A 26,670-nucleotide genomic window follows, 5' to 3' on the forward strand; every position below is an offset into this window, starting at 1 on the left:
CCGGAACAGCGTCCACAACTCGTCCGGCACCAACCGCTCGATCAGATCCGTCATGCACGGCTCAACGAGCGATTCCGCCATCAGAAACGACGTCTAATGCGACGAGCCCTGCTGCCTCCCGGCATCGCGCGCGCTCCATGCGCCAGGCAGGGGCCGAACGGTCCACAATCCCGCACGGCCCGTCGCCTTCGGGGCACCCGCCTGACGCACGGGAACCGGGCGGCTTGGCCCGATCGTCCCCGCGACGAGCACCATTGGACTCGAGCAGCGGGGCCGTCTCGAACGGGAGAGCGCCCACGGACGGCGGGGTGGTCCTCGACCGTCCGTCCTATTCGGCGATCTCTGTCCGTTCCCACCACTCGTACACCGCCAGCTGACCTTCCGAGCTGTCCTGGTGCCGCGACGTGACCTTGAAATGCTCGTACCCGCCACGGTGTGGAATCTTCAGGTCCTGTCCCGGGTCGGAGACCGGAACGATCCGCTCGGGCAGATCGTCCGGGCCGCCCTCAAGCACTGCCTTGGTCGCCATGCTTCCAGTCTTCCCAACCGGAGGCCCACTCGCATCACGAGGTTGGTTTGGTTGAGAGGGCAGACCGAACGGCACGGGGCTGGGCAGGGTCAAACGTCCTGGCGTCGTGCATCGGTCTGGAACCTGGTCCTCACCTGGGAGTGGAGGGACCGGGCCACGTCCGGGTCGAAGGGTTCGGTGCTGGGGGTGAGCATCGCTGCGGCGGCCACGGCCACCCCCAGCGCGCAGGCGCTGACGGGATCCTCTCCTGCGGCCAGCTGTGTGACGAGGGCGGCGACCATGCTGTCTCCCGCCCCCGCATCGCTCAGAGGCTCGCCAGGCAGTGGCGGCGCGTAGAGCTCGGTGTGGCCGTGGCCGGTCGAGCACAGTGCGCCCAGCTCTCCGAGGGTGGTGACGGCGATCTCGGCGGCCCCCGTGGTGAGCAGCTGCTCGTTGAGGGCCCGGGCGTCGTCGAAGCCGCGGATCGGCTGGCCGGTCAGGCTCTCGGCCTCTGTCCGGTTGCACCTGAGCAGAAACACGCCCTCCGCGAGTGCTCCGCGAAGCGCCGGCCCGGAGGTGTCCAGGACCAGTCTGGATCCGGCTTCCCTGATACGGCGGGCGACGGCCGCGTAGAAGTCGTCGGGCAAGCCGCCGGGCAGGCTGCCGCTGGCCACGACGTACGGGCAACCGCCAACGGCCCGCTCCAGCACATCCAGGCACCGCCGCCCCTCGCGGTCGTGCAGCTGCGGGCCGGGCGGCACGATGTGATAGCTGCGGCGCGATTCGGCCTCGAACAGCACGAGTGCTTCGCGGGTCTCGTCGTCGATGTCGACGGCGAAGTGGTCGACGCCCTCCTCGTCCAGCAGCCGGTTCAGGCGCAGGCCGACCTCGCCTCCGGCGGTGTGGAAGGCGGTGGCCCGTCCTCCGAGCCGCACGACATGACGGGCGACGTTGATCCCTCCACCCCCGGCGGCCACCGACCTGACCCGGGCACGGTTCTTGCCGATGCCCTCCAAATGTCCGACTTCCCAACAGAGATCGACCGTGGGATTCATCGTCAAGGTGAGGATCGACGGCCTGGTACCACTCCCCGATCCCTCTGCGCTGTCGGTAGTCCTGGCTGTGATGGGGGCCGGCATCGCGGCCGTGCTCATCGCGGTGCCCTGGTGGTCGCGCTGACCCCTGCCCGGCGCACCGCCTGCTGGGCCCGGACCCGCTCGTGGCAGCCTGAGGAGGTGGAGGCCAGTTCCCACGCGTGGTCGATACCGATAGCGATCCCGGCCACTTCCCGGGACAGCTTCGGCTCCTGACCACCGTGCCAGGCGTTGGGCGCGTGACGCCTGGCAATTCCCGCTGTCCTCTCGCGCAGGCTCACGGAGGTCGCTCTCCACACCGTTCCGTCGGTGCTCGGGCCCAGGGGGCGTTGATCGTGAGCACGCCGTCGGCAAGGGCTGCACTGACGTCCTCGAATTTCACTCCCGAGGGGGGTACGGCCTGGAACCCGAATCGGTCGGAGCGGCGCGTGCCGTGCCCATGGCACACCCCGAAACTGGTCAGTGCGGCGGCCGAAGAGCCCGTCCAGCTCCACCGGGCCACCGGTCCGGCGCCGCGTGGGAAGCGTCATCGCACTCACCTCCGTGGGCAGCGACACGTCCGACTCGACTTCCATACTGAAACAGACTGACGTCACCTGCATGCCGGTCCACGGCCGGGTCTGTTCCTCGGCATGCCACGTGGGCACCGTCGGCGATCCCGATGCCCGTACCGTCGAGGCGGGTGAGGTCGCGGGCATCATCGTGGAGGCCGGGCAGCACGGCAGGCAGGTCTTCGTGCGCCCGTACGCACCCCCGCAGAATCCCCCGGGCACCAGGAACGGAGGGCACTCGTGACCGGCGACGAACGCGAGGAGAGCGAGGCGGTGAAACAGGAGAGGTGGCTGGCAAAGGGTGTTGCCTTGCGTGCCTTCTTCGACATCGCAGGCACGCACCTGTTCGCAGGGTTCGTGTGGCTGCTGTTCTACCTGGGCCAGCACGAACAGAAGTAGGAAGCGGCCGTCTCCCGGTGTCAGAAGCGCGGTGAACCCCGCACTACGGGAGACGGCCGCCGTTCATGGCCCCTTGCTACTGGGGGCTGTTGGCACGAAGGTCGGCGAGCAGTTCGGCCTGGCCTTGAAGGACACCGGAGAGGATGCTGCGGGCGACCCGCAGCAGCTCTGCGACCTCGTCACTGGTGAGCCGGTAGTACACGTTCACGCCCTCGCGGCGGGTGATCACCAAGTTGGCCTTGCGCAGGACCGCGAGCTGTTGGGACAGGCTCGCGGCCTCGACGCCGACCTCGGGCAACAGCTCGGCGACCGCGTGCTCACGCACGCTGAGCAGCTCCAGAAGGCGGATGCGGACCGGGTGACCCAGTGTTTTGAAGAACTCAGCCTTGAGCTGGTAGAGCGGTGTGCTCACTTGGGTACCCCTGCCTCGACTGCCCATCGCATCCACCCAGAACCGTTTCGCCATAGGGGGCGTCCTTTCGCCCCTGCACACCTTGTGACCTCCACAATTGCAGATCCTCGCAACTCCGGGGGCAGGTCGGCCCGTCTTTGTGACGTTCGGGCCCCGCACGGCGGGCCTTCGTTGTCAGGCCTCCCTGGCGAACCCGGTCCTCATGGATGAGGCCTGTTCGGCGGGCCACTGGTCGCTGCTCCATTGGCGCTGTTCGTCGCTCACCGTGTGGTGGGCGGCCAGCGCGGTGGGCAGGTCGCAGTGGACGGGGATCGGTGGGCAGGTTCCGTCGGGGACGAGGGAGCCGTCGGCGGGGATCGAGGCGAGTTCGAGGGGCCGGCCTTCTTCGGCTAGCTGGCGGGCTGCCTGGGCGACGGCGAGCTGTCCGCCCACCGACCAGCCCAGCAGTCCGCTCAGGTCGAGGATGACCGGTCCGGTGCCACGGGCCAGGACCCACCCGATCGCGCCGGTGAAGCGCGCGATCGCATCCGAGCCGAGGTGTCCGGCCAGGGACAGGACACCCAGGCCGGGGTGGGTGGTGTAGCGCCACTCGATTGTCATCGTCTTTTCCTCAGGTCTCACAGGGGAAGGGTGATCCAGATGCTTTTGCCGCGCCCGTCCGCATCTGGTCGGACGACCGCGGTCCCGCCCAGTTCCATCGTCAGCTCGACGACGGTGGCCAGCCCGCTGCCCGGGGCCGTGGCGAGCGCCCCGAAGAGGGCCGGCTGATACGGGTGCCGGTCGTGGACGGCGAACGCGTACGCACCCGCCCCGTGTGCAAAGGTCACCGTGATCGTCGGCGACAGCACGGCGGCGTGGCGGACGCTGTTGGTGACCAGCTCGGTAAGGATCAGCAGCCCCGGCCCGACGCTCGGATGCCGCAAGCCCACACCGCACTCGACCAGCACCAGTTCGGCCGTCTCCCGGGCGCTACGTACGGCCGAGCCCGTGGCGGGCACGTTCAGTACGTGCCAGTAGGGCATCGTCTGGACCTCGACGCTCACTGCCTGGCTCCCTGAACGGGGCGGGCGAGACGGAACCCCGACACCTGCTGCGGGTGGATGCGCAGCAGCGTGTCGTGCGGGCCGTGGGCCCAGCCGGGCAGCGTCCGCCGGTAGTGCGCGGCCTCGTCCGGGTCCGTGATGATGTCGGCGGGGCCGTGGGCCGTCACCGTCCAGCCGGTGCCGGCCGGCGTGCGGATCTCGTCCGCGTGATAGGTCAGCACCGCCCGGCCGGGGATCGCTGCGGCCTGCACGGGCGTGCGGACGATCAGGCGCCCGTACTCCAGAACATGGGTGGCCGGGCGGACGAGAGCGTGCTCGCGCTGGACGGAGACCAGGCGTCCTTGGGCAGAGCCTTCGAGGAGCCACAGGGCCTCGGTGCCGGAGACATCGATCATGAGGCGGTCGGCGGGGGCGGTCATCGTGCGGCCTTCCGGATACGGTGCGGTCGATGCGTATGGGGCAGCAGCCCCGCCTGCTCCAGATGCTTGCGGGCCCCGGCGATCGCCGCGGGCGTGGTGGCGTACTCTCGGCCCTCGTACCGCAGCAGGTCGAGTGCGCCCACGGCTTCCAGCGCCTGGCGCTGACCTGGCCGGATGCCGGACGTCATGACGGCGATGCCGCGCCGGTTCAGCTTCTCGACCGCGTCCTTCAGCACGAGGGCGCCGGTGGCGTCCATCGTGGTGACGCGGGACATCCGCAGGATCACCACCTTCACGTCGGCGACCTCCGACAGCTCCAGCAGGAAGAGGTGCGCGCCGGCGAAGAAGACGGGCCCGTCGATGCGGTAGGCGACGATGTGCTCGGCCAGCAGCGCGTGCTCTTCGTCGCTGTGCTCGCCGGGCAGGTCCGGGCGGAAATCCACCTGGTCCATCCGGGCCTGGCTCGCGACCGCCTTCAGGGCGAGCGCCCCGGCCACGACCAGGCCGATGATCACCGCGTAGACAAGATCGAGGACTAGGGTGCCGGCCGCAGTCAGGACCAGCACGACGGCGTCCGAGCGGGTGGCCTTCGCCATCGCCCGCAGCGAGCCGACCTCGACCATCCGGATCGCGGTCGCCAGGAGCACACCGGCCAGGGCCGCGAGCGGGATCTTCGACACCAGCGGGGCGGCGGCGAACACGATAATCGCGAGCACGGCGGCGTGGGTGAGGGCGGCGAGCCGTGAGGAGGCACCGGTGCGGACGTTGACCGCCGTACGGGCTATCGCCGCGGTGGCCGGTACGCCGCCGAACAGCGGGGCGGCCAGGTTCGCGATGCCCTGCCCGAACAGCTCCTTGTCCGGGTCGTGCTTCTGCCCCACCGTCATCCCGTCCGCGACCGTTGCCGACAGCAGCGACTCCAGCGCGGCCAGCGCGGCCACCGCAACCGCCGGGGCAAGCAGCGAACCCAGCGCGGACAGGTCGAGGAAGGCCAGGGAGGGCGCGGGCAGCCCGGACGGCAGATCGCCAATGGGGGCCGCAGCGCCCAGGTGAAAGACCTGCGCGATCGCGGTCGCGGCGATGACCGCGACGATGGAGAACGGGACGGTGGGCCGCCAGCGGGTGCCGAGCAGCATCACGGCCGCGACGCCGAGTGAGAGCACGATGGCGGTCCAGTTCGGGGCGTGCGCGAACTCGACGACGGCCCGCCAGGCGACGGCGAGGACCTTCTCACCGTCCGGCTTGGGCACCCCGAGAGCGCCCGGCACCTGCTGAAGCCCGATCACGCAGGCGATGCCGAGAGTGAAGCCCTCCACCACCGGCGCCGGCACGAAGCGCATGTACTGCCCGGCCTTCAGCAGGGCGAGGCCGATGAGCAGGACACCGGCCATCAGCCCCACGGTCAGCACCCCACCGGGCCCGTACTGGGCGACGATCGGCACCAGCACCACCGTCATCGCACCCGTGGGGCCCGACACCTGAAGGTTCGACCCGCCGAACAGCGCGGCGAGCGCGCCCGCGACCACGGCGGTGGCAAGTCCAGCCTCGGCGCCGAGCCCGGAGGAGACACCGAAGCCGAGCGCGAGCGGCAGAGCGACGATCGCGACGGTGAGACCGGCCAGCAGATCCCCGCGGGGGTTTCGGCGCATCACCGCGAAGTCGGCCCGGGCTGGCATCAAGGAGCGGACCCGGTCGAGTCCAGCAGTCAGCACGGTGTTCACTGCGCGGGGACCTCGGACTCGCGCAGCTCCTCCAGGAGCTCACTCTGCCCGGTCAGCACCTCGGTCAGAATCCGACGAGCCGCCCGCATCAGCTGCGCGACATCCCCACCCGCCAGCTCGTAGACCACGGTCGAGCCGTCACGGACCGAGGTCACGATCCCCGACCGGCGTAGAACCGCGAGCTGCTGCGACAACGCAGAGGGCTCGACCTCGATCGCGGCCAGGAGGTCCCGTACCGGCATCGGACCGTCCTGCAACAGCTCCAGGACCCTTATCCGCACCGGGTGCCCGAGCATGCGGAAGAAGTCGGCCTTGGCCTGATACAGCGGAATCGGCACGTCTCGCACCCTTCTCATCACCCCGGGCGCCGGGTAAGCGACTGGTGCTGTGCCCGCGGCTACCTACGGACACGGCTAGTGCAGCATCTACGAAATTGCAAAACTTTGCAATTCGTGGATTTTGCGGCCGTTCTCGTGTTGAGGGCGGTACCGTCACGGCGTGGGCCCCGCCGCATCCCCCGTCGGTGGGGCCCGCGCCGCACCCCCGGGCGCCAGTGGGCGCGGCACCCTGAGGACGATGACGGCGAGCCTGCCCCCGTGCCCGAAGTGCGCCAGCGAGTACACCTACGAGATGAACGCGCTGATGGTCAGCAAGCGATCCATTGCCCGGCAACTCGGCATGGGCTTCAGCACCGTCCTCCGCTTTGCCCATGCTGCGGAGCCGGACCAGTTGTTCACCGGCCAGTGGCAAAGCCGCCCCACCAAGCTCGACGCCTTCAAGCCCTACCTCGACGAGCGGAGGCAAGAGGACTGCACCAACGCCTGGAAGCTATGGGAGGAGATCAAGGAACAGGGCTACCCGGATGGCTACGGCAACGTTCGCGCCTACGTCAGCCGGAACCTACGCGGCAAACCCCAGCCAGTCGGCCCCCGCCCGCCATCCGCCCGAGCCGTCACCCGTTGGCTCCTCACCCGTCCCGAAGCATTGACCGAGAGAGACCGGATCCAGCTCAAGGACGTACTGGCCAACTGCCCCGAACTGGACGCACTCGCCGGACACGTCCGCTCCTTCGCCCACATGCTCACCAAGTAACAGGGCCACCAGCTGCCGGCATGGATCGAAGCCGCGACCAGCACCTACCTGCCCAGCCTTCAGCGATTCGCCCGGCACCCGGAGCGCGACCTCGACGCCGTAACCGCCGGGCTCTCGCAACCGTGGAACTCCGGAGTCGTCGAGGGCCATGTCAACCGGATCAAGATGCTGAAGCGCCAGATGTTCGGCCGTGCCGGCTTCGAACTCCTCCGCGGGCGAGTCCTGCTCTACTCCTGAAAAGGCTGCTCAGGACACATCGTCGATCAGCCCGAAGCCCTCCGGGAACGCTTCCAGGAACTCGCGGCGAGCCGGGTTGCTCTCGGCAGCTGCCATCTCCCCGACCAGCTCGATCAGCTCCTGTCGCTGATCACTCGGCAGCGTGCTGACCACGTGGGCAACACCCTCCATGACCTTGACCGCGTCGTCCTGATCCATCTGCTCGTCCTCGCTACCGTCGATGAACCACAGGACATCGACCAAAGCCTCGGCCAAGGCACGAGTCAGGGACGGGTACGAGCACGTCACGAAGGCCTCCCAGCGGATCAACGGCAGAGTCCGGCCATCCCACCACACACCACGGACATCACTGTCCGTGAGGCTCCACAAGAAGTGGACCAGAGCCTCAGTGGTACGACGCCAGTGCCCTGCGTTCGCTGTTCAGCACGCTCAAGACCGAACGGCTGATCTTCGCCAACCCGATGCGAGGCATCAAAGGCGGCAAGGTGGCGATCAAGATCCCCGCATCACTCACCGCGGACGAGGTCGAGTCCGTCGCTCTTGCCGCACTGCAGAATCCGGCTCTTCGCGTGGTCGTGGCCTTGTCCGGCATCCATGCACTGCCCGCCCGTCAGATCCGCGCGATGCTGCTGGAGCAGGTGGACCTACCCGGACGCCGGCTCGATCCCGAGGGCCCGAACCGTCCGCTCGACGACTACACCGCCGAGGCGATCGGCGACTATCTCGGCGATCGCTACCGCCGCTGGCCGAACAGCACCAACCCACACCTGCTGGTCAGCCGAAACACAGTCACTACGACAACGGCAGTGGGCACGTTCTGGATGAACCGGCTGGTCAAGGACCTACCTGTGGGCGTTGACCGACTACGGCAGGATCGCATCCTAGAGGAGGCTCTTGCCAGTGGCGCGGATCCTCTCCACCTCGTGCACGTCTTCTCGCTCAGTGCCAAGACCAGCCTCCGGTACACAACCGCCGTCGCCGTTTCGGCCGCCGAGCACGAGTCCGGCCCATGAGCTGACGGATGGTATCCCGTGAGAGGCTGGCGGCATGGACGGGGCGTCGGACGATGAGTTTTCCCAGAAGTTTCTGTTTCGCCGCACGTCCGCTGGGGTTCGTGGGGGCGCTGGATCTGTCCTGGGTTCGGTTCTCGGCAGCGGCGGTGGAGGCTGGCGACCGGATCGCCGCCGAAGTGACCGCCATCGACCTGGAGCAAGGTCGAGCCTGGATGTCCACGGCCGCCACGGAGAACCCCGAGCTCTGGGCATTCCTGAAAACCCTCCGCACCGGCGACATGCTTTCGGGCCAGATCTCGTCGGTCGAACGGTTCGGCGTTTTCGTGGCGCTAGACGACGGCCCAAAGCACCCGGTCTTCCCCGGCGTCGGGTTCATCACGATCCCTGAGCTGTCCTGGCGACACTTCGAGACAGCTTCGGACGTCGTACAGGTGGGACAGCGCGTGACGTGCGAGTTCCTTCAATTCGACACAACGGACGGGGAGGCCAGGCTGTCCCTGCGAGCGACGCAGCCTGACCCGTTCCAGCACTTTGCCGAGACCACCACGGTGGGGCAGACGCTGCAGGGACTGGTCACCAAGCTGGTCCCGTTCGGAGTGTTCGTACAGGTCACCAACGACATCGAGGGACTCGTCCATCTGCAAGAGCTCAGCTGGACGCCTGTCGAGGCTCCGGAGAAAGTCGTCCAAGTCGGCGACAAGATCACGGTCGTCGTCACAGAGATCGACCGAGAGCGACGCAGGCTGGCCCTCTCCCGACGACAGGCTTCTACGGCTCTCGAGCGACCTCTTTAGGTCTCGCAGCAACTGAACCACCGTCTGGGTTCCTGCAAACTGCTCTCCTGACACCGTGGGTTCGTCGCGACCACCCTTCAGAATTCGCGAACTCACGGAAGATCGGCCCGCAAGCTCTTTACTGCCAGCCAGGAATCCGCGGCGCCCACGAGAAAGGCGGAGTCGAGGGGCAGATCGGCTGGTTCCGGCGAAACCACCTCGTTCCTGTCCCGGAAGTCGACACGCTCGCCGAGCTCAACGCCATGATCGAGCGATGGGACGAGGCGGATGATGCCCGGCGGATCCGGTCCCGGCCCCGCACGGTCGGCGAGTACTTCGCGGCCGAGCAGCCGCTTCTGGCGCCGCTGCCGGACGAGCCGTTCGAGACGGCCGGCTCTTCACCTTGCGGGTCGACCGCTACAGCCAGATCAGCGTCCGCACCACCCGCTACTCGGTGCCGGTGCGGCTGATCGGCCGGACGGTCCGCGCGATGGTGCACGCCTCCGAGCTGGTGGTCCACGACGGCCGCGAGGAAGTCGCCCGGCATGAACGGCTGATCGCCAAGGGTGGGTGCCGCCTCGATCTGGACCACTACCTGGAGGCACTCGTGCGCAAGCCCGGTGCCTTGCCGGGCGCGACCGCTCTCGATCAGGCCCGCTCCGAAGGCAGGTTCACCCCGGTCCATGACGCCTGGTGGGCGGCAGCAGTCAAGGCCCAAGGCGAGCGCGACGGCACCCACGCGCTGATCGAGGTCCTGCTTCTGGGCCGCCATCTGCCTCACGAACACCTGGTCACCGGCCTCGCGGCGGCCCTGAAGACGGGTGCACTGACCGCGGACGCCGTCGCTCTTGAAGCGCGCAAGGCGGCGGAGGACGACAGCCATGCCCCTGCGGATCCGGTGCTACCGACGGCCGGCCGGTCAAATGTCACGTCCCTGGCGTCACGCCGCCTGGCCCACCTGCCACCCGACAAGCGGCCGCTCCCCTCGGTCGCCCACTACGACCAGCTGCTGCGACTGCGTCGGCCGGACCGCCCCACCCCTGAAGGAGAACGACTGTGACCGGCAAATCCCACCTTCTGATCGCCCTCGGCACCGAAGCAGCGATGGCCGGATACCGGGTCAAGTACGTCCTCGCGACCAAGCTGGTCAACGAGCTCGTCGAGGCCGCCGACGAGAAGCAGCTGACCAAGACCATCGCCCGCTACGGCCGCGTCGACCTTTTGTGCATCGACGAGCTCGGCCACATGGAGCTCGACCGCCGCGGCGCCGCACTTCTCTTCCAGGTTCTGACCGAGCGGGAGGAAAAGAACAGCGTGGCCGTCGCCTCAAACGAGTCGTTCTCCGGCTGGACCAAGACCTTCACCGACCCGCGTCTCTGTGCTGCCATCGTCGACCGCCTCACCTTCGGCGGCAACATCATCGAGACCGGCACCGACTCCTACCGCCTCGCCACCACCCGCGCCCGCGCCGAACAGCAGCAGCAGGCCGGCTGAGCAGCGAGGGACCCTCATCCCCTCAGTTCTCCAGGAAGCGCTGACGCCACCACCCACACGCGCCCCACGGGCTTGCCAGCCCGAGGTGCGGGCTGAGGGGGACAGTCCGGCGGTCGAATTCGGCATCGAGCCTGCCGATGAGCCGGCCAAGGTCCTCCCGAGCCCCGCGGGGAAGCCACAGCAGCACGTCCTCCAGGCGGTCTCGCGCCACCAGGGGATCACAGCACTCGCAGGCCATCACCGGATCCGGCAGCACACGCCCTGGCTGATTGAGATACCACCGGCACTCGGCCAGGGCAGCAGCCACAGCCCCCGGCCACAGCCGGTCCTCTTCCAACTTCCGGATCGCTACGCGAGTCGCCGCAGACACACCACGGGTCCGGCGAACCGGAATACCTCTTCTGGGCCGCCAACGCTCTGCGCGCAGCCCCTTCGGACGCCTACGCGGCATCGGCCTTTCGGATCAGCATGCCGTCATCCTGCCACGGACCGGACTGCCCTGGCACGTGATCAACGAGAGCCCGAACCACTTCCGGTGCTCTTGCTTCTCAACGACATTCGTGCGCTCCACACCCGCACCGACGTCTTCCAGGACCGCTCCGACTGCGTCTGGGACAACCGCTCCGACAAGGCCACCCTGCGTGACGACGACAGGCGGACCGTCGACACGGAGTCGTGGGGCCGCCGCCACCACCGCTGACCTTGAGGGTTGAGCCTGCCGCCTGTGAGCGTGGTGTCGGCTGGCCCTTTCTCTGGAGACCATGTGCCGGGCAGAGACGACGCTGCCCGGCACACACCCATGTGTCGGGGCGGGCTTGTGGTGTGCAGGGCTGTCCGCCCTCCCGAGCACGGGCCGCTCGCTTGTCCGCGGGGGAGGGGCTGTGGCACGCGGAAGGCCCTGACCAGGTGTTGTTTCTGAGCAGGGCCTTCCGCGTGGTGCAGCGGAGGGCCCTCGCGGCAACGCGGCCTGCTCCGCAGATTCCCGGAGTCGAGGTTGGAGCCACAACCGGCGGGATGAGGCGCAGCGAACGGGTTCACTGCGTTCCTCGCCAGGATCTCCGACCTGTCGTGAGTCCTCAACTGCAGTTGGGACGGCGATGCGGAATGCCGTCGCGCGCAGCGCTCTGATCAGCGGCGATGGCATCTGACTTCGAGACGCCTACGAAACCTGGTGGTGGGATGAGGATGCGGGAATGGGCCTCGTCTGTGCGTTCGTGTCGTGCAGAGCTGCCAGGATCGTGTCGTGGGGCGACGGCAACCGCCTCTGAGATCAGTCAAGTTGGAGCCACAACAAGGAGAACCCTGTGCGTACTCGTACGTCCCCGGCTGGAGAGCCCCCGATGACCGCACCTGAAGCCGTGGTCATCGTGATCGTCGTGGTGATTGCCGCCGCTCTGGCACTCGCCGGCCTGCCTGCACTGTCTGTGCTCGTTCTGGTTGCGGACGCGCTGAGCGTCGCCGTCCGGCTGGCTAGGAAATTCCGTCAAAGCGCGGTGCACCGGGCGGCTGAGGCGTAGTCGTGGGCCGACGAGAGAACCCCGTCGTGCCCTGCGGTAAGGCCCTGAAGAGCCTGGCCGAATGGCTGCGAAAGCAGAGAGCCAGGGCTGGGCTGAGCTACCCCGTCTTGGCTACGCGCACGGCGGCCCGGACGCTCAAGACCGGGAAGGGATGCAGCCCGGACACTCTTGCCCGCGCCGCTTCCGGCAGGGGCGTTCCGTCCTGGCGGGCGGTCGAGGCTTTCGCCACCGGATGCGAGGCCGACCTGGCCGAAGCGCTGAGGCTGTGGAAGCGGGCACGCTACGAGGCGACGTGCGCCGCCGCCGGCCCTGCCGATCCCGTGCCGCACATCAGCTGCGTCCGCAACTTCGCAGACCTGCACGCCGCTCTCCTCGACCTGTACCGCAAAGACGGCTCACGGCCCTACCAGGACCTGGAAGCCGAGAGCCGTTGGCTGCCGCACTCCACTGTCGCCAGAGTCATCGCCCGCACGACTCGGCCGAGCCGTGAATTCGTCCTGGCCTTCGCCACCGCGTGCGGCGTGCGCGGACAGGCACTCAAACAGTGGGACCAGGCCTTCTACCGTGCTGAGGAGACCAGAAGGGACAGCCACAGCTTCGTTCACCGCGGCCAAATCATCCAAGGCACGCCCATCACACGGTGGGTCGCACCCCACCCTCGCCCAGCCGATCACCGGCAACTCACCCATGCCGGCGAGGTGAGGGTTTTCCTTGACCCGGGCCGACTCGCCGACGGGACCGAGGTCCGAAGGGCAACCGTCACATCGCCCCACACCCGCGGGGCCGGCCCCAGCCCAGTTGTGGATCTTGAGGGGGTCAAGGTGTTCCTCGAACCGTACGGCGAACGCAGGCTGAGCCCCCTCATGGAGCAGCTCTGCCACGACCTGGAGGCGGAAAGAGAAGAGCGTAGAGCCCTGACGCCACGGGAGCTGGAAGCGGCACGCAGCTTGCACCTTGCATCCCAGGGGCGGCCGCGACCCCATCCGCCCGCGAGGTAGGCGGGGAATTCGCTGACAGAGCCGCGGGGAACATCAGCTGGAGGCCGTCGGGGGTCGCTCAATCAACCCTCGTCTCGCGGGGCGGCACGGCGCCCGGCTGGCGGTCCCACAGATTGACGGTCTCGCGTACCCGGAGCGGTTTGTCCGAGGGGCCTTTGATGTGGCCGGGGATGATGCGTTCTTCGTGCCGGCAGCGGCCGTCCGCGTGGTCGCGGGGCTGCATGCAGTGGTCGCGCCGGTGGGGGCGTACCGGCCAGCGGCAGGAGTACTGCGGGGGCCTGGCGGCCGTCGGATGCAGCAGCGTCTTGTTCAGCGGCGGAGCGCGAGGGTCGGTGGGCGGCGTGCACATCGACCATCTGGACGTCTGCCGGGACTGCGATGCCGCCGCGGGTGTCGCGTTTGCGGCCGGCCCGGGGGCGGGGCACGGTCTCGGTGTCGGTCAGGCGGCTGCCTCCTTGGGTCATCAGCTGCCATGCCGTGTAGACGACCTGCGCCCACTGGTCGCACGAGTGGGGCCGGGCGGGGGCGAAGGGGGCGCCGTCGGCGATCAGTAGTTCGTTGTCCCAGGCGAGCGGAGCCGTCGAGCGGTGGTGGCTGATCATGTCGGTGGCAGCCAGGCGGGTACACCATCGGCCAGGAGTCGGCGCACCTGCTCGGCGGCGGCCGGGACGCAGCGCTTGCCGGTGTCCCAGCAGTCCCCGGTGTGGAGGCGGACCGGGAGCCGGCCGACGCCAATCCCGCGCTCGACCAGCCACGCCGGAGGCTCGGGCGCCGGCTGCTGCCGGGTGGTGGCGGCCTCGCGCTCCTCGGCGGCGGCAAGGGCCTGTTCCGTGCGGCTGAGTTCGCCGCGCAGGTAGGTGACCAGAGTCCTCAGCCGGGGGAGGTCGGGCGGCAGGACGGACACGCTCAGCCCCGTACTGCGCCTGCCGCGCAGCCTTGCACGACGCGCACAAGGGGTTCTCTGGGGAGACGGTGTGGCGCGAGGCAGACGAAGGTCGGCTTGTGCAGCTCAGCGCGCGGACCGCCAACGCCAGTCGCTGCAACAGGTGTGGTGTCATCGCCGGTTCGAGTACTCGAAGAACGGTGAGGCGGGGTGCGGGGCGGGCACGGCGCCGTGGGGCCGCGACAGGACCCCCGTAACGGTCGCGGCCCCACCGCTTCGAGGAGCCGTCGGCTCGATCAGCCGCCGGTGTTCGAGCCCTGGGAGCCCGCCGCGCCCGCCGGCTGACGGCTACGGGGCGTCAGAAGTCGTGCCCCATCGGCCGGATATGGTCGAGGCGCTCTTGCGGACCGGTCCTACGCTGGAGGCATGGCCACCGATCCCTTGCTGAGACAAGGCCCCGACTCGACGGATCTGGTCCTGCGCGCCGGCCCGACCGGGCCGGTGTGGAACGCGCTGACCTCGGCGGGGCCGGCGCTGTTCACTCCGCTCGCCCTGGGCGTGCCGACCCTGATCGTCGCCTTCTGGATGGCGCTGGCCGGGGCGCGGGCGTCGACCGTGTTCGTGGTGGTGGGGGTGATCGCCGGGCTGGAGTACCTGATCGGCTGGCCGGCACTGGCCTTTTCCCGGGCCCGGGACATCCTGCGGGTGGAGTTCGCGCCGGCCAGGGTGCCCGCGTCCCTGCGGTTGGTCCGGGCCGCCGGGCCGGACGTCTGGCTGCCCGTCAAGACCCTGCGCGAGGTGCGGCTGACGCACAAGGTGGTGGAGCCGTACCAGGGGGACTACAAGCCGGCCGTCTCCACGCTCGCGCTGGAACTCGTCCTACGGGGCGCCCGGGAGCGGCTCGCGCTCCCGTTCGTCGGCGACCCGCAGCGGCTCGCCGACGCGTTGGAGGCTCTGCTCGGCCCGGCTGGGGTCGTGGTGGAGCTGCGCACCGAGCGCAGCACGCGCGATCGGCCGCAGCCCAACTCCCGCTGGACCTCCGGCGGTTCGGCCTCGGCCGGTTCGGCTGGCGGCTAACCCCGGGCGGCCCGTGGCGCTCCCCGGCCGGGGAGCGCCCGTCGATGCAACCGGCGGCAGCTGGTGCGGGGCAGCCTGCCGCGATTCGGGGCGCGTTGAGCCTCCGGGTCGACTATTGCGGGCGTTCGCCGGCTTCGGGGCGGCGGCACTGGACGGCTACGTTGGCGCCCTCCTGCTTGAGGATTCATCCCTGCGGCGCGCGGCTGTGGCAGCGATCAGCCGCTGGAACAGCGACGTGCCGACTGCTGCGCGTCTGCCCGGACGGCATCACCACGGGAAACGCCCGCATCAGCAACTCCTGCGTCGAGTCGTGCAACAACCCGCCGCAGAGCCACAACCCCCGAGAACGAGCCCCAGGAGCTCAACGAACCCACCTCACCCCACGTCACACCACAGCTGATCCACCCCGAGAGAAAGCGGGGACGCGCCAACCCCATATCGGCAGGTCGGAGCATGGCACCGGGCACAAGGGCCGGTCTGGCTGGGAGCCCGGGTGACGGGCTGCGGTCTGGACGGGGCGGGGGTGGGGGCGGGCGAGGTCATGGCGCTGCTCCTCGGTGCGGGGATCCCCCTATTCCGTCATGTGTTCGATTTCCTATGCGAGTGCTCAGTCCGCCTCCGGCGGGCCGCGGCATCACCTGTCCTGTGACAACGAATCTTGATCGTGTGCCATCGGATTTCGACTGACGTGAGTTCGTGTCATCGAAGGTTGATCAGGCAGGTCGGACGTCCCTTCTGAGGGTCACCGGATGAGTGGGTATGCCTGCACCTGGGTACGGGTAGCGATCTCCATCGATTGATCATCATCCCGGACGATCGGACGCAGTATGAGTAACCGCCAGCAGGGCACGGTGAAGTGGTTCAACGAGGAGAAGGGGTATGGGTTCATCACCCCGGCGGGTGGGGGCGATGACCTCTTCGTGCACTTCAAGGCCATCGAGAGCGACGGATTCAAGACCCTCAAGGAGGGGCAGACCGTCTCCTTCGTCGCCGAGCGAGGCCAGAAGGGGATGCAGGCCGCGCAGGTCCGACCTGAGTAGGTCCGCACCTGCTGGGGGTGGGGCCGGGCTCGGCCCCACCCCTGCCTTCCGCGTTCGTCAGGCCAGCGGCGGCCGCTCAACCTTCCTTGGCACGTGCTCAACCTTCCTTGGCACGTGCTCAAGGTTCGCTGTCACAGGACAATCACCTTGCCTGACCTCACTGCGGCACTCAGCCACAGGTCACCCGCTCCCGGCAGGGGGTGCAGGCCCACGGCTGGTGTGCGTGGTTGCGTGGTCTGGGTCAGGGCTTGGCGCAGACCGCGTGCACGGTGAACTTGATGACGCGGTCGCTGTCCCGGGATTTCCGGACGGTGACTACCCAGGCGCCGAGATCGGCGCGGGGCCGGGATTCCGCGACCTCGTGCCCTTCCTCGTTCAGCACGTTGCTGTAGCCGCCGCCGACGGCCTTGTAGCCGGCCGGGCACGCGGCCTCCTGCGTGTACGAACGGGAGCCGGTGGGGACCTTGTAGGTCTCCACGTCCGTGGTCACCAGGACATGAGTGTCGTCCGCGGCGCTGGCCTGGAGCGGGACCAGCCCAACCAGTGCAACCCCCGTGAGGGCGGCTGAGAGCCACATCGCCTTACTGCGCATCGTCGTCTCTCCACATTTCGGTCCGTTGATCATCTATCGCTCGGATCAACGTTCCAAGATCCCGGGAGTCACGGCCGTCGGAGCAGCAGGCAGAAGGAGCGCAGCAGGTGCTGGGGGTGTTCCTGGTTCGGGTCGTGATGGCTGTTGTTGGTGGGTGGATGTTGGCCGGAGGGTTGCTGTTGGGGTGTGTCGGGGCTTTCTACGGTCGGGGGCGGTTGGAGTCGATCTTTTGGAGGAGAGTCGTGGCTTACGTTGTGGGAGACCGTGTTCAGCTTCGTGAGGACACTCAGCTGACCGGGACGGTGGTGACCGACGTGTACGAGAAGGGGGGAGCCACGATCGGGCGGTGCTAGAGGTGGCGAAGACGACGTTCGCCGGTGGTCTTCACCTGGCCGCCGGCGTGCAGGGGACGGTGCGTGAGGTCCCTGTTCCTGCTGTGGAGAAGACGGTGGAGCAGATGACGCCCATGACCGCGGCGGCGCTGGCGGTGTACGAGGACCGGGAGCTTGGCTATCTCCTTCCGCTAGACGAGTACGGGCAACATCCTGTGCTGTCGGAGCAGGAGGCGAAGGAACTGCGTGAGCGGACCCTTCGGGACGGCGGGCTGAAGGTGACGAAGACGATCAGCGTTCCCGGCATTTGAGGGCTACCGGGTCGCGTTCGACAACGGGTTCGTCATGAGCGGGGTCCTGGAAGACCGCCTCGACCCCGCGTAGGGATCGGTGCCGTCGGCTCTGCGGGACAGGGCCGACGGCCAGGGACGGCGGAGCCGCCGTTCCGGTGATCGCTTCGCGTTCACCACCAGCCCCTGCCGAGCCCAGTCCACGCCGAGATCGGCGAGCTGCTCCGGGGTGAGCCGGTCGGGGCGCTGCTTCTGGCTGACGATCCACACCCCGCTCCGGTGCGCACCGCCGTCCGGGGGCAGTTCGACGTGCCCGCGCCCCGCCAGACCGCCGCCCTCCCGCTCCGCAGGGTGCTCTGGGTTGGCTGGAATGGCGGGGCTGGGTCGGGGGTCAGCCGGGGGTGATGTTGGTTTCGGTTACCACCACGGGACGAGCCAGCCGTCGCCGCCCTTGTTCCCGTCGGCCTCGATGCCGGCCGAGCCGGCGCCGTTGCCGGTGCCGTCCGGCCGGGGAACGATGCCGGCCCCGACGGTGCCGCCGGGGCTGTTGTAGGAGCCGTCACCGCCGGCGTGGCGTACTTCGTCGCCTTCGCTCACGCGGACGCCGCCTGTGCCGCCCGCACCGCCGGCTCCGCTCGATCCCGACGCGGAACCGTAGTTGTTCGGATCCCCGTCACGTCCGCCGCCGCCACCGCCTTTGATACAGGCTCAGGCCCCAGAAGAAGCGCGAGTGGGAGGCGCAGTAGCCGTACCCGGCCCAGCCCGCCAGGTTGGAACGCTGCACGGTCGGACGAGACATCCCGCACGGCATCGGGGCCGAGTCGGTGATCCAGTGCTTGTCGAACCAGAAGTCGCTGTCCATCGCCAACTCTCGGATCATGCACTTGACCATCGGAAGCGCGGAGCGAAGCCGTTTGTGGTAGCCCGCGCGCTGCGGCAGGTACGGGAACATGCCCGAGCAGGTGCTTGCGCGCGTAACGCAGCCATCGCGCCTCGGAATGGTGGCCGAGCAGCGCCTGGGCTACCGCCAGGCAGACAAGTTCGGACTGACTGAGCCGGGGTGGTCGTCCCATCCACCGCGTACCTGCGATCTCGTCGTCGGACTTAACATTGAGTGCCGTCAAGAGGGTCTCAAGGTCTGTCGTCACACACGGATCATCGAGACCCTCGCCGCCTTGGCGGAGCCGAACGTGAGACTTACTCCAGCTCCTCCGCCAACAAGTCCATCAGCAGCCCGTCGTGCCAGCTGCCGTCCGGGCCGCGCTCGTACTGCCGCATGATGCCCACCGGGCGGAAGCCGACCTTGCGGTAGCACCGGATAGCGGCGGCATTGTCGGCGGCCGGGTCGATCACCAGCCGGTGGTATCCGTGATCATCGATCAGATGGCGTGCCAGGGCGCGGACGGCGTCAGTGCCAAGGCCACTCCCGTGCACCGCAGGGTCGAGGTAGATGTCGATGTTGGCATGCCGGTAGTCCGGCTCGTCCTCGGCGCCCCACTGGATAGCACCGACCACCCTGCCGTCATGCTCGACCACGAAGGTCCGGACCCCGGGATCTTCGAGGTCCTGGGCCACAGCGGCCGTCAGGTCGTCGCCGCCTCGCCAGCGCGCGTACACCTCAGACGTGGTCCGGATCGCGGCCAGAGCGGGGATATCGCCCACCGTCGACGGGCGAAGCGTCACCAAGGCTCCCCGCAGGACCGTCTGCATGCCACTGATCATCCCCGACTTTGGAGCCACTCGTCTAGCACCTCAGCCCTGCGGAGCGCTTTGATCGCCTGGAGGTTCTCGGGTTTCGGCGGAGGCATTGCCGAATGGTGTGTCAGGTGGCCGTGGCGATCGACGGGCGGCCGCGGAGTGGCGGGTGGCTGGAAGCGGCCCTGTCGTCTCCCCGGTAGTGATCATTACACTCGCTTGCGCTTCCGCCGGGTCGCCTTGACCGGGCGGCGATCCCAGGGGTCCTTCAGCATGTCCGAGCATTTTGTCTTCATCGCCCACCGCGGCCAGGGGCCGAACGGCAATGGCGTCAGCGCCCTCGACCCCGACACCGGGCGGATCGACTTCACCATCCCTCTCGGTTCGGCTTCCGTGCTCGACCTGACCGTGCGCCCCGGCGGCAACCGGCTTCTGGCGCTGGTCGCCGACCAGGCCGAGCTGCGCCATGTCGACCTCGACCGGCTGCGGGTGACCGCTGCCGTCGACGTGGAGGGAAGGTACGAATTCGTCTTGGGTGATCAGTCCGGTCTGGATCGGGCTGGGCTGGCGGTGTCCCCGGACGGCAACACCGCTTACATCGCCCACGAGGACGGTGTGGTGGGCGCGGACGCCGTTTCGGGCCGCCCTGTCGTGGAGTTCGTCGACTCCTCCGTGTCCACCGGCAGCCCCGTCCCGTCCCCGGACGGCAAGTCCTTGTACGTCATGTTCAGCGACGCTCTGGTCAGGTACGACACCGCCACCGGTCGGGAAGTGGCCCGCTGCGCCGGCCCCGAGCACCCGGTCTTCGCCCCTGACGGCACCCTCTACGCCGTCGAACAGGTCTCGCTCGGGTCCAGCCGCGTGGTGCGGCTGGACCCCGACACGCTCACGTCGCTCCAGCACAGCGACGCGATCCGCTGCCCGGGTGCCGGAGGCATGGCGGTCAGCGCTGATGGGTCCCGGCTGTATCAGCGGGCAGAGCAGGAGTACCGCTGCCTGGATGCCTCCACGCTGACCGGGGACGGTGTGATGGTTACGGGGGCCGAGATCGAGCATGCCGGCGAGAAGACGTCGGCGGCGGCGTCCTCCGATGGACGATGGCTGTGCTCCATTGCACGGCGAAGCGGTACTGCCGTCCTGGAATCGCTGGACGGGCGCTTCACCCACCGGGTGGAGTTGCCGGGCCTGCCGGTCGCCGTGCTGTTCGCTGCGAAGACCACCGTGGCGACCGTCATCGAGGCCGGTAGCAGCCGCATCATGATCCCGGTCCAGGTCCCCGGCCTGACCGCTCGCCTCACCACCGCCGACGGTGTCCCCGTCAGTGGTGAATCCCTCCGCTTCACCTCCGCCGGCGGACTCGACCTCGGCACCGCCGTCACCGGACCTGACGGACGCGTCACCCACACCGCCGACCTGCGCCTGCCCGTCCATCCCGACACCCAGCAGATCGACACCAGCGCCCTCGCCGGCCCGGTCACCGTGTCCTTCGCCGGCAAGCAGGGCTACCAGCCCAGCCAGACCGAAGCCGACATCGCCATCGGCTGACGTCAGCCTCACCGGGACCGGAGAGCGACCCGCTCACCGGTCCCGGCCCAGGGCAAGAGCACGCGATCAGGGTCCGGGACTGTCGCTGCTCGGCGTCACAGCCGTGAGGAACCGCGGCCGTGTGAGGGTTCCAGCGCCGGCATGCGTCGGCCGCCCGGTCAGGAGAAGGTCAGGATGACGCGGCCGTTACCGCCCGCCGCGCCCGCGTAGCCCGCCCGGGGGCGGAGCCGACGGGGCCGGTGCTGCCCGCGTCGCCGCCCCTGCCGCCGTCCCCCGTCCCGGCCGGGCAGTGCTCGGTCACGTCCTTGCGCACCGCCGCCTTGCCGGCTGCCCCGTCGGTCCCGCCGTTCGTCCCGGACGGCTCGCCGCCCAGGGTGCCGCCGCCGCCCGTGAAGACCACCGGCTTGCCCTCCGTACGCGTGGCATCGGCCCCGTCCTCGACGGGACCGCCCCGGTGCAAGCTGGTGCCGGGACGGCCACCGGGGGCGTGGTCGGTGTCGTCCTGGTCCGGGAACCGGACCCGGCTCTGCCTGTTTCGCATTTCCTGACCCGTGTCAGTGGCTCGCGCTCCGCAACGCGGTCGGGGCTGCTGGACCGCTGGCGTCACAAAGCCGGCGGGGACCGCGGCCAAAGCCGGGTCACGAGCTGGGCGCCGATCCGTCCGCTCCGTACCGGAGGCCGTCGAGGAGCAGGTCGAGGAGGCGTCCGGCCCGTTCGCGCTGGTTCGGAGCGCTGGTGATCAGCCCGATGCCGGCCAGGCTGAAGCCGACATCGAAGGGGTCGATGTCCGGGCGCAGGAGACCGGCGTCGGCGCCGGCGTGCAGCAGGGTGCCGAGGGCGGTGGCGAGCTTGTCGAGGGTTTCGGCGAAGGGGTCCGCACCGGATGCGGCCGCGGCCCGCAGTGCGTCCGCCATGCCCTGCTTGGCAGTGAGGTAGTCGATGAAGTCGTCCATCCACAGGCGCAGCGCCTCGTCCGGGGCATGGTCGGCCAGTCGTTGTGCGGCGCTGTCGCAGACGCGGGCGAGCTCGTTGCGGTAGGCCGCCTCGATGAGTGCCTCGCGTGTGGGGAAGTGGCGGTAGAGCGTGGCCGAGCCGACGCCCGCGGCTTTGGCGATGGTGTCGATGGCGACGTCCGGGCCTTTCTCGGAGAAGGCGCGTACGGCCGCTTCGAGGATGCGCTCGCGGTTGCGGCGGGCGTCGGCGCGCAACACGCTCGGCTTGGTGGTCAAGGCAGCTCCCTTCGTCAGGGGATCAGTCTATCTGGACAACTGGGGAGTTCCCCGTTTACCGTGATGGCTAACCGGGGAACTCCCCGGTTACGGCGTTGACCGTGACGCTCCACGCGCAAGGAATGGCGATCATGACAGCACAGCAGCCCATCGGCTCCGGCTTCGGGGCCCGCAGCACCACGGCCGACGTCCTGGCCGGCCTCGACCTCACCGGGAAGCTCGCAGTCGTGACCGGCGGTAGTTCCGGACTGGGGCTGGAGACCACGCGCGCCCTGCGGGGCGCCGGCGCGACTGTCGTCGCAGCCGTCCGCCGCCCGGAAGCGGCCGCGGAAGCCTTCACCGCAGTGGACGGGGTCGAGGTGCTCCGTCTCGACCTGGGCGACCAGGCCAGCGTGCACACCTTCGCGGACGAGTTCCTGGCAAGCGGCCGCAGCATCGACATCCTCATCAACAACGCCGGCGTGATGGCCCTGCCCGAGACCCGCCTCGGCCCCGGCTGGGAGGCGCAGTTCGCCACCAACCACCTGGGCCACTACACACTCACGAACCGGCTGTGGCCCGCCCTGGCAGCCGACGGCGGCGCGCGCGTGGTCGCGCTCAGCTCTGCCGGACACCGCTACTCGCCGATCCGCTGGGACGACGTCATGTTCGCAAACGACTATGACAAGGCCGTCGCCTACGGACAGTCCAAGACCGCGATCGCGCTGTTCGCCGTCCACCTCGACGCCCTAGGTCGCGAGCACCAGGTGCGGGCCTTCGCCGTCGCCCCCGGTGCCGTCATGACCCCGCTCCAGCGGCACATGACTCGCGAGGAGATGATCGCCTTCGGCTGGATCGACGACCAGGGCAACACGGCCCCCAGTTTCAAGACCCCCGAGCAGGGTGCCGCCACCCAGGTCTGGGCGGCCATCTCCCCGCAGTTGGCCCACACCGGCGGCGTCTACCTGGACGACTGCGACATCGCCCCGCTCTCCCAGGACGACGCACCCGGAGTCAGGCCCTACGCGGTCGACCCCGAACAGGCCGCACGCCTGTGGACCCTGTCCGCCCAGCTGACCGGCACCAACGCGTTCGCGAACCGGTGACACGACGGCAGCGCACTCCCCTCCAAGAAACCCGCACCTGAAATCTCCGCAAGAAGGATCACGAAACCATGACGCACACCGATCTGGCCGCCGTCGCGAACGAAGCACAGGCATGGTTCGACAGCTACGTCGAGACGTTCATCGGACTGGCAGCAAAGGGGAGCACCGATCCCGCGCCGCTCCTCGACTACTTCTCGGTGCCGATCAGCATGACCACGGGGACGGCCCACACCGTTCTCACCTCCGCCGAGGCGCTCTCCCAGGGACTCGCACACGAGCTGCGCGCACTGCGCGACGCCGACTACGGGGGCAGCAAGGCCCTCGACCCGGTGGTGCGCGCGCTCAACGAGCGGGCCGCGCAAATCGAGGTGACCTGGGCGCGCCAGGACAGCCAGGGGCAGGAGTTCCAGCGTGTCCGTGTGCTCTACCTGGCCGCCCGTACCGACGCGGGATGGCGGACGGTCGCCTCCGTGATCCTGGCCAGCTGACGAAGCACATTGCCCGCGCGGTCGCCCGCAGTGCGCTCGCCAGTCAGCGAGGCGACAGGACCAGGCCACAAGATCGTCAACGTGACAGTACGTGCTGATCGATGTCACGTCGATGCTCGTCCCCACGGCTTAGCGTGCCGCGCCGCCCGGCGACGGCGCGGCACTTTCGTCAGCCGACGTTCTTGAGGATGCCAGGCATGGGCGCGGTCGAAGGCAAGGCCGCGGCTCCCTTGCCTTTGCCGGCCTACTGACCTGGCCGGGATCAGTCCGTGCACCGGCATCCGCACGCATGCAGAGGAACCACATGACCGACACCAATCGAGGCACCACGGACCTCTCACGCCACTGTGAGGCGACCTTGTTCCTGGGACAGTGGATGCGCTCGCCCTCACACATCGGTGCCATCGCGCCCAGTTCCCGGCATCTGGCCCGCGCCGTCACGTGCGCCATCCCAGAACGCGGGAAACCCGTCGTCGTGGAACTGGGCCCCGGAACAGGGCCGTTCACCGCAGAGATCCAGCGCAAACTCGCCGGACGCGGCCGTCACCTCGCCGTGGAGATCAATCCGCGCCTCGCCGAGCTCCTTCGCGACCGCTACCCGGCGGTCGAGGTGATCCAGGGCAATGCCGCGGATCTGCGCCGGCTCCTGGACGAACGCGGCGTCGACCAGGCCGACGTGGTGGTGAGCGGCCTGCCCTGGTCCCTCTTCCCCACCACGGTCCAGGAACAACTCATCGAAGAACTGACCGCGGTCCTTGCACCGGAGGGCGCCTTGACGACCTTCGCCTACCGCCACGCCGTCCCCCTGGCCTCCGCCCGCCGTTTCCGCGACCTGCTGGCCGACCGCTTCGAAGAGGTCGTCCCCGGCCGCACCGTCTGGCGGAACTCTCCGCCGGCTTACGTCCTGCACGCCCGCAGGCCCAGGCCGTAACCGGTGCCGTGGCCCTCCTGTGTGTCTGGCGCGGTCAATGGCGAGGGTGCCGCAGGTTCACCTCGGGGGCCGATCGACGAAGAGGACGTGTCCGGCGCCGCCGGCGCGGGCGAGGACACGGCTGCGCAGTGTGACGGGATAGTCGTCGCGGGTCTTGAGACGTCTCGCCCACTTGTCGACCTTGTCGGACCGGTCGGACTCGCCGAGGTCAGGCTCCAGGATCGCGATGAGAGCCCCCGAGAGCAGGTCAGAGGCGGGGATCCCGGGCACCGGTCTCAGCTCGGTCACGCTCATGCCCTCCGCCCGCAGCCGGGGCAACCGGTCAGCCACCGGCCGCGGCCCCGGCGACCTCGTCGGCCAGGGCGGCAGCAGCGGCTCGATCAGGGCCCACAACGCGTCGTCCACGATCCACGGCCGAGTACTCACACCACCACGAACGGCCGAATCGTCACACCGGACGCGGCTGACCACAACATCTCATCAAGATCCTGTTACGAGCTCTACGCGATGACGGTCTGGAGAGGCACGAAGCCGAGGTGAGGTGAGTTGGGCTCCCGGCAGTTTCCGCCGAAAGGCCAAAGCTAAGACCCTGGGGGTCTCTTGGCCTGCCGGTTCTGGCAGTTGACCACCCCGTTTCTGATCTGGGGTGGGTTCGTTGGGCCGTGGAGACGCCGCCCCGCAACCAAGAGGCGGCACGTGAGAGCAGGAGACGGCTCATGCAACTTTCACCGCGCACCCCACCAGCAACGCCCCACTCCCTGAACGCCACTCCCACCACGCGAAAGCCCATCGCCCGCACTATCGCCGTCGGCCTGAGTGCCGCATTCCTGGCGCTCGCCGGCCTCACGCCCGGCACCACCGCCACGGCAGCCCCGCACCGCGCCGCCGCTGCACCAGCCACTGCGGGGGCTCCGGCCGGGCACCCTGCCCAAGCCCCCGAAGACTGCCCTTCGGGGGCCGTCTGCTTCTGGTCCGATTACGACTACACGGGCACGATGCGGACCCACTACAACCCAACGCTCCACAATTGCGACCCCACCCCCATCGCGGCGAAATCCTTCTACAACAACGACAACGAGTCATGGACCGTCCACCACGGCGACGGATGCACCGGGGCGGCAGTGCAGTTCTCGCCAGGGACAGGCGCTGGCGACTTCATCTGGATCGACCCAGGCGACCCCACGATGCGATCTTGGAATTAAGGATCACCGCGCGCGAGCGAGTCCCTCCGGCGCACAACGCCCTGCTCGTGACATTGTGATCTTGTTGAGGATCGGTCGATTCCTGAGCAAGATCGTAACGGTGCGATCCGGGCCCGCTGAGGCCCGGATCGTGTACGGACAACGGTGTCAAAGAGTCCCGGTGCTCAAGAACCCGAGGGGCACCGCTTTCTGTACGATCCGGGGCCATGCAGCCGCCCCGCGACCCTGCCGATGACGACCTTCCTCGCCCCCGTCCCGGCCGTACGGACCGGCGCCCTCGTCGGGTAGGCACGGGTGTCCACGAAGGGGGAACTACTCGACCGGCAGATCCGCGTCCTCACGGATGCCAGGTGCGAACGCATCTTCACCGACAAGAAGGCCGGCCAGAACGCCGAGCCGACGATCCGGCTACCCCTACCGGCTCAGCGTTGGTTTTTCGGTGGAAGCTACCAGGACCCCGAGACCCCCGCGAGTTCACGGAGACTGAAGGTAGTTCAGCGGGAACCCGAGGGTCCGTTGCCCGGATTCTGAGGGTCGGACCCTCGGGTTCGTGGTGCAGTCGCGGGGTCACTTTCCAGAGGACGTCAGCCGCCGACCGGCCCGGTCTCCAGCGCAGTCATCTGGTTGATGAGCAGGTGGGGGTTGGCGGTGTTCGGCCAGCGCCGGCGCCGGTGGTCCAGCCAGGCCAGCAGCATCTGGTGGGTGGGGCCGTCCAGGGGGCGGACGCGTCCGGCGATGGTGAGCCGGCGGTTGCCCAGGTCCACGTCGTCCAGGTGGAGAGCGCGGATAACTCCGGCCCGGGCGGCGTGGACGGCCGCGAGCGCGAGGGCGAGGCGGGCGGCCGGGCTGCGGACCGCTTCGACGGACCGCGCCACCTGCTGGGGCAGCAGGGGCTGCAGGACGGAGTACTCGAACGTGCCGACCTTCATGCGGGCGGTCGGGTTGCGGAAGACGATGCCGTTCTTCTTCGCCCAGCCGAACAGCGACCGCAGGGCGACGAGAGTCTGGCG

34 protein-coding genes and 4 pseudogenes are annotated in these 26,670 nt (G+C 68.9%); 19 read left to right on the forward strand and 19 right to left on the reverse strand.

Annotated elements, in window-relative coordinates; all coding sequences use genetic code 11:
• Nucleotides 1–328: 328 nt before the first annotated feature.
• Both ACZ7H1_RS32385 and ACZ7H1_RS32390 read right to left on the reverse strand, forming a co-directional pair.
• Nucleotides 329–529: a DUF5988 family protein gene (locus ACZ7H1_RS32385; RefSeq protein ID WP_392591815.1), complete on the reverse strand. Its 201-nt coding sequence runs from the start codon at nucleotides 527–529 to the stop codon at nucleotides 329–331.
• 89 nt (nucleotides 530–618) lie between these two features.
• Nucleotides 619–1,662, reverse strand: coding sequence for a 1-phosphofructokinase family hexose kinase (locus tag ACZ7H1_RS32390; RefSeq protein WP_470791493.1), 1,044 nt, complete (start codon nucleotides 1,660–1,662; stop codon nucleotides 619–621).
• 540 nt (nucleotides 1,663–2,202) lie between these two features.
• Between ACZ7H1_RS32390 and ACZ7H1_RS32395 the strand changes: the two genes are divergently transcribed.
• A complete protein-coding gene (locus tag ACZ7H1_RS32395) occupies nucleotides 2,203–2,397 on the forward strand; it encodes a hypothetical protein (protein WP_470791495.1) in 195 nt (64 codons plus the stop codon).
• On the forward strand, nucleotides 2,394–2,552 hold the full coding sequence (locus ACZ7H1_RS32400; protein ID WP_470791497.1) for a DUF6126 family protein: 159 nt from the start codon (nucleotides 2,394–2,396) through the stop codon (nucleotides 2,550–2,552). Before ACZ7H1_RS32395 ends, ACZ7H1_RS32400 begins: the two co-directional genes overlap by 4 nt.
• A gap of 76 nt (nucleotides 2,553–2,628) precedes the next feature.
• Here ACZ7H1_RS32400 and ACZ7H1_RS32405 read toward each other — a convergent pair whose 3' ends face one another.
• The 6 genes from ACZ7H1_RS32405 to ACZ7H1_RS32430 all read right to left on the reverse strand — a co-directional run bounded on the left by ACZ7H1_RS32405 (nucleotide 2,629) and on the right by ACZ7H1_RS32430 (nucleotide 6,485).
• On the reverse strand, nucleotides 2,629–2,964 hold the full coding sequence (locus tag ACZ7H1_RS32405) for an ArsR/SmtB family transcription factor (RefSeq protein WP_470791499.1): 336 nt from the start codon (nucleotides 2,962–2,964) through the stop codon (nucleotides 2,629–2,631).
• 174 nt (nucleotides 2,965–3,138) lie between these two features.
• Nucleotides 3,139–3,564, reverse strand: coding sequence for an STAS domain-containing protein (locus tag ACZ7H1_RS32410; protein WP_470791500.1), 426 nt, complete (start codon nucleotides 3,562–3,564; stop codon nucleotides 3,139–3,141).
• 17 nt (nucleotides 3,565–3,581) lie between these two features.
• On the reverse strand, nucleotides 3,582–4,007 hold the full coding sequence (locus ACZ7H1_RS32415; RefSeq protein ID WP_470791502.1) for an ATP-binding protein: 426 nt from the start codon (nucleotides 4,005–4,007) through the stop codon (nucleotides 3,582–3,584).
• Nucleotides 4,004–4,426 (reverse strand): pyridoxamine 5'-phosphate oxidase family protein, encoded by a 423-nt coding sequence (locus tag ACZ7H1_RS32420; RefSeq protein WP_470791504.1) that lies wholly within the window; start codon nucleotides 4,424–4,426, stop codon nucleotides 4,004–4,006. The genes ACZ7H1_RS32415 and ACZ7H1_RS32420 overlap by 4 nt, the downstream gene beginning before the upstream one ends.
• Nucleotides 4,423–6,102 carry a SulP family inorganic anion transporter gene (locus ACZ7H1_RS32425; RefSeq protein ID WP_470791590.1) on the reverse strand — a complete coding sequence of 560 codons (1,680 nt, stop codon included), beginning with the start codon at nucleotides 6,100–6,102 and terminating at the stop codon, nucleotides 4,423–4,425. The genes ACZ7H1_RS32420 and ACZ7H1_RS32425 overlap by 4 nt, the downstream gene beginning before the upstream one ends.
• Before the next feature lie 41 nt (nucleotides 6,103–6,143).
• Nucleotides 6,144–6,485 carry an ArsR/SmtB family transcription factor gene (locus ACZ7H1_RS32430; RefSeq protein ID WP_470791506.1) on the reverse strand — a complete coding sequence of 114 codons (342 nt, stop codon included), beginning with the start codon at nucleotides 6,483–6,485 and terminating at the stop codon, nucleotides 6,144–6,146.
• Between the two features lie 238 nt (nucleotides 6,486–6,723).
• Here ACZ7H1_RS32430 and ACZ7H1_RS32435 point away from each other — a divergent pair.
• Together ACZ7H1_RS32435 and ACZ7H1_RS32440 are read left to right on the forward strand one after the other, a co-directional pair.
• Nucleotides 6,724–6,792 (forward strand): annotated as a pseudogene (locus tag ACZ7H1_RS32435) (alkylphosphonate utilization protein); the annotation flags it as partial.
• Nucleotides 6,793–6,795: 3 nt separating this feature from the next.
• Nucleotides 6,796–7,476, forward strand: a pseudogene (locus ACZ7H1_RS32440) (ISL3 family transposase); the annotation flags it as partial.
• 9 nt (nucleotides 7,477–7,485) lie between these two features.
• Here the strand turns inward: ACZ7H1_RS32440 and ACZ7H1_RS32445 are convergent.
• A complete protein-coding gene (locus ACZ7H1_RS32445) occupies nucleotides 7,486–7,731 on the reverse strand; it encodes a hypothetical protein (RefSeq protein ID WP_470791508.1) in 246 nt (81 codons plus the stop codon).
• Between the two features lie 230 nt (nucleotides 7,732–7,961).
• On the opposite strand from ACZ7H1_RS32445, the gene ACZ7H1_RS32450 reads away from it, so the two are divergent.
• The 7 genes and pseudogenes from ACZ7H1_RS32450 (at nucleotide 7,962) to ACZ7H1_RS32480 (ending at nucleotide 13,271) form a co-directional block, all read left to right on the forward strand.
• On the forward strand, nucleotides 7,962–8,489 hold the full coding sequence (locus ACZ7H1_RS32450) for a hypothetical protein (protein ID WP_470791510.1): 528 nt from the start codon (nucleotides 7,962–7,964) through the stop codon (nucleotides 8,487–8,489).
• Between the two features lie 101 nt (nucleotides 8,490–8,590).
• On the forward strand, nucleotides 8,591–9,283 hold the full coding sequence (locus ACZ7H1_RS32455; protein WP_470791511.1) for a S1 RNA-binding domain-containing protein: 693 nt from the start codon (nucleotides 8,591–8,593) through the stop codon (nucleotides 9,281–9,283).
• A gap of 382 nt (nucleotides 9,284–9,665) precedes the next feature.
• Complete coding sequence (locus ACZ7H1_RS32460) at nucleotides 9,666–10,322, forward strand: Mu transposase domain-containing protein (RefSeq protein WP_470791512.1); 657 nt, start codon at nucleotides 9,666–9,668, stop codon at nucleotides 10,320–10,322.
• Nucleotides 10,322–10,756 (forward strand): annotated as a pseudogene (locus ACZ7H1_RS32465) (ATP-binding protein); the annotation flags it as partial. The gene ACZ7H1_RS32460 and the pseudogene ACZ7H1_RS32465, both read left to right, overlap by 1 nt.
• A gap of 535 nt (nucleotides 10,757–11,291) precedes the next feature.
• Nucleotides 11,292–11,456 carry a hypothetical protein gene (locus ACZ7H1_RS32470; RefSeq protein ID WP_470791514.1) on the forward strand — a complete coding sequence of 55 codons (165 nt, stop codon included), beginning with the start codon at nucleotides 11,292–11,294 and terminating at the stop codon, nucleotides 11,454–11,456.
• A 640-nt stretch (nucleotides 11,457–12,096) separates the two neighbouring features.
• Nucleotides 12,097–12,273: a hypothetical protein gene (locus ACZ7H1_RS32475; RefSeq protein WP_470791516.1), complete on the forward strand. Its 177-nt coding sequence runs from the start codon at nucleotides 12,097–12,099 to the stop codon at nucleotides 12,271–12,273.
• Nucleotides 12,274–12,275: 2 nt separating this feature from the next.
• Nucleotides 12,276–13,271 carry a helix-turn-helix domain-containing protein gene (locus ACZ7H1_RS32480; protein ID WP_470791517.1) on the forward strand — a complete coding sequence of 332 codons (996 nt, stop codon included), beginning with the start codon at nucleotides 12,276–12,278 and terminating at the stop codon, nucleotides 13,269–13,271.
• 58 nt (nucleotides 13,272–13,329) lie between these two features.
• On the opposite strand, the gene ACZ7H1_RS32485 is transcribed toward ACZ7H1_RS32480, so the two are convergent.
• Nucleotides 13,330–13,620: a hypothetical protein gene (locus ACZ7H1_RS32485; protein WP_470791518.1), complete on the reverse strand. Its 291-nt coding sequence runs from the start codon at nucleotides 13,618–13,620 to the stop codon at nucleotides 13,330–13,332.
• A 249-nt stretch (nucleotides 13,621–13,869) separates the two neighbouring features.
• The gene (locus ACZ7H1_RS32490; RefSeq protein ID WP_470791519.1) at nucleotides 13,870–14,175 is read right to left on the reverse strand and encodes a DUF6233 domain-containing protein; all 306 of its coding nucleotides are present in this window, start codon (nucleotides 14,173–14,175) and stop codon (nucleotides 13,870–13,872) included.
• A gap of 405 nt (nucleotides 14,176–14,580) precedes the next feature.
• On the opposite strand from ACZ7H1_RS32490, the gene ACZ7H1_RS32495 reads away from it, so the two are divergent.
• Together ACZ7H1_RS32495 and ACZ7H1_RS32500 are read left to right on the forward strand one after the other, a co-directional pair.
• The gene (locus ACZ7H1_RS32495; RefSeq protein WP_470791521.1) at nucleotides 14,581–15,231 is read left to right on the forward strand and encodes a hypothetical protein; all 651 of its coding nucleotides are present in this window, start codon (nucleotides 14,581–14,583) and stop codon (nucleotides 15,229–15,231) included.
• Between the two features lie 827 nt (nucleotides 15,232–16,058).
• On the forward strand, nucleotides 16,059–16,271 hold the full coding sequence (locus ACZ7H1_RS32500; protein ID WP_470791523.1) for a cold-shock protein: 213 nt from the start codon (nucleotides 16,059–16,061) through the stop codon (nucleotides 16,269–16,271).
• A 241-nt stretch (nucleotides 16,272–16,512) separates the two neighbouring features.
• Here ACZ7H1_RS32500 and ACZ7H1_RS32505 read toward each other — a convergent pair whose 3' ends face one another.
• On the reverse strand, nucleotides 16,513–16,863 hold the full coding sequence (locus ACZ7H1_RS32505) for a hypothetical protein (RefSeq protein WP_470791524.1): 351 nt from the start codon (nucleotides 16,861–16,863) through the stop codon (nucleotides 16,513–16,515).
• Between the two features lie 355 nt (nucleotides 16,864–17,218).
• Between ACZ7H1_RS32505 and ACZ7H1_RS32510 the strand changes: the two genes are divergently transcribed.
• Nucleotides 17,219–17,506 (forward strand): hypothetical protein, encoded by a 288-nt coding sequence (locus tag ACZ7H1_RS32510; protein WP_470791525.1) that lies wholly within the window; start codon nucleotides 17,219–17,221, stop codon nucleotides 17,504–17,506.
• A gap of 396 nt (nucleotides 17,507–17,902) precedes the next feature.
• On the opposite strand, the gene ACZ7H1_RS32515 is transcribed toward ACZ7H1_RS32510, so the two are convergent.
• From ACZ7H1_RS32515 to ACZ7H1_RS32525, 3 genes and pseudogenes are all read right to left on the reverse strand, one after another.
• Nucleotides 17,903–18,082, reverse strand: coding sequence for a hypothetical protein (locus ACZ7H1_RS32515; protein WP_470791527.1), 180 nt, complete (start codon nucleotides 18,080–18,082; stop codon nucleotides 17,903–17,905).
• Between the two features lie 103 nt (nucleotides 18,083–18,185).
• A pseudogene (locus ACZ7H1_RS32520) lies at nucleotides 18,186–18,633 on the reverse strand (transposase family protein); the annotation flags it as partial.
• 49 nt (nucleotides 18,634–18,682) lie between these two features.
• Nucleotides 18,683–19,195: a GNAT family N-acetyltransferase gene (locus ACZ7H1_RS32525; protein ID WP_470791528.1), complete on the reverse strand. Its 513-nt coding sequence runs from the start codon at nucleotides 19,193–19,195 to the stop codon at nucleotides 18,683–18,685.
• Nucleotides 19,196–19,453: 258 nt separating this feature from the next.
• Here ACZ7H1_RS32525 and ACZ7H1_RS32530 point away from each other — a divergent pair, with 258 nt between their 5' ends.
• Nucleotides 19,454–20,725, forward strand: a complete 1,272-nt coding sequence (locus tag ACZ7H1_RS32530; protein WP_470791530.1) for a hypothetical protein — start codon at nucleotides 19,454–19,456, stop codon at nucleotides 20,723–20,725.
• 169 nt (nucleotides 20,726–20,894) lie between these two features.
• Here ACZ7H1_RS32530 and ACZ7H1_RS32535 read toward each other — a convergent pair whose 3' ends face one another.
• Nucleotides 20,895–21,266 (reverse strand): hypothetical protein, encoded by a 372-nt coding sequence (locus ACZ7H1_RS32535; RefSeq protein WP_470791532.1) that lies wholly within the window; start codon nucleotides 21,264–21,266, stop codon nucleotides 20,895–20,897.
• A 97-nt stretch (nucleotides 21,267–21,363) separates the two neighbouring features.
• Complete coding sequence (locus ACZ7H1_RS32540) at nucleotides 21,364–21,954, reverse strand: TetR/AcrR family transcriptional regulator (RefSeq protein ID WP_470791533.1); 591 nt, start codon at nucleotides 21,952–21,954, stop codon at nucleotides 21,364–21,366.
• Between the two features lie 128 nt (nucleotides 21,955–22,082).
• On the opposite strand from ACZ7H1_RS32540, the gene ACZ7H1_RS32545 reads away from it, so the two are divergent.
• From ACZ7H1_RS32545 to ACZ7H1_RS32555, 3 genes are all read left to right on the forward strand, one after another.
• Nucleotides 22,083–23,039, forward strand: coding sequence for an SDR family NAD(P)-dependent oxidoreductase (locus ACZ7H1_RS32545; RefSeq protein ID WP_470791592.1), 957 nt, complete (start codon nucleotides 22,083–22,085; stop codon nucleotides 23,037–23,039).
• A gap of 68 nt (nucleotides 23,040–23,107) precedes the next feature.
• Nucleotides 23,108–23,527: a DUF6841 family protein gene (locus ACZ7H1_RS32550; RefSeq protein WP_470791534.1), complete on the forward strand. Its 420-nt coding sequence runs from the start codon at nucleotides 23,108–23,110 to the stop codon at nucleotides 23,525–23,527.
• Nucleotides 23,528–23,831: 304 nt separating this feature from the next.
• Nucleotides 23,832–24,458: a class I SAM-dependent methyltransferase gene (locus ACZ7H1_RS32555; protein WP_470791536.1), complete on the forward strand. Its 627-nt coding sequence runs from the start codon at nucleotides 23,832–23,834 to the stop codon at nucleotides 24,456–24,458.
• A gap of 57 nt (nucleotides 24,459–24,515) precedes the next feature.
• Here the strand turns inward: ACZ7H1_RS32555 and ACZ7H1_RS32560 are convergent, their stop codons facing one another.
• A complete protein-coding gene (locus ACZ7H1_RS32560) occupies nucleotides 24,516–24,884 on the reverse strand; it encodes a hypothetical protein (protein WP_470791538.1) in 369 nt (122 codons plus the stop codon).
• Between the two features lie 290 nt (nucleotides 24,885–25,174).
• Here ACZ7H1_RS32560 and ACZ7H1_RS32565 point away from each other — a divergent pair, with 290 nt between their 5' ends.
• On the forward strand, nucleotides 25,175–25,660 hold the full coding sequence (locus ACZ7H1_RS32565; protein WP_470791539.1) for a peptidase inhibitor family I36 protein: 486 nt from the start codon (nucleotides 25,175–25,177) through the stop codon (nucleotides 25,658–25,660).
• Nucleotides 25,661–26,244: 584 nt separating this feature from the next.
• On the opposite strand, the gene ACZ7H1_RS32570 is transcribed toward ACZ7H1_RS32565, so the two are convergent.
• Entirely contained in the window at nucleotides 26,245–26,589 is a 345-nt protein-coding gene (locus ACZ7H1_RS32570; RefSeq protein ID WP_470791540.1) for a hypothetical protein, read from the reverse strand.
• Nucleotides 26,590–26,670 lie beyond the last annotated feature (81 nt).

The sequence above is a fragment of the Streptomyces sp. NPDC037401 genome, from assembly GCF_055602345.1.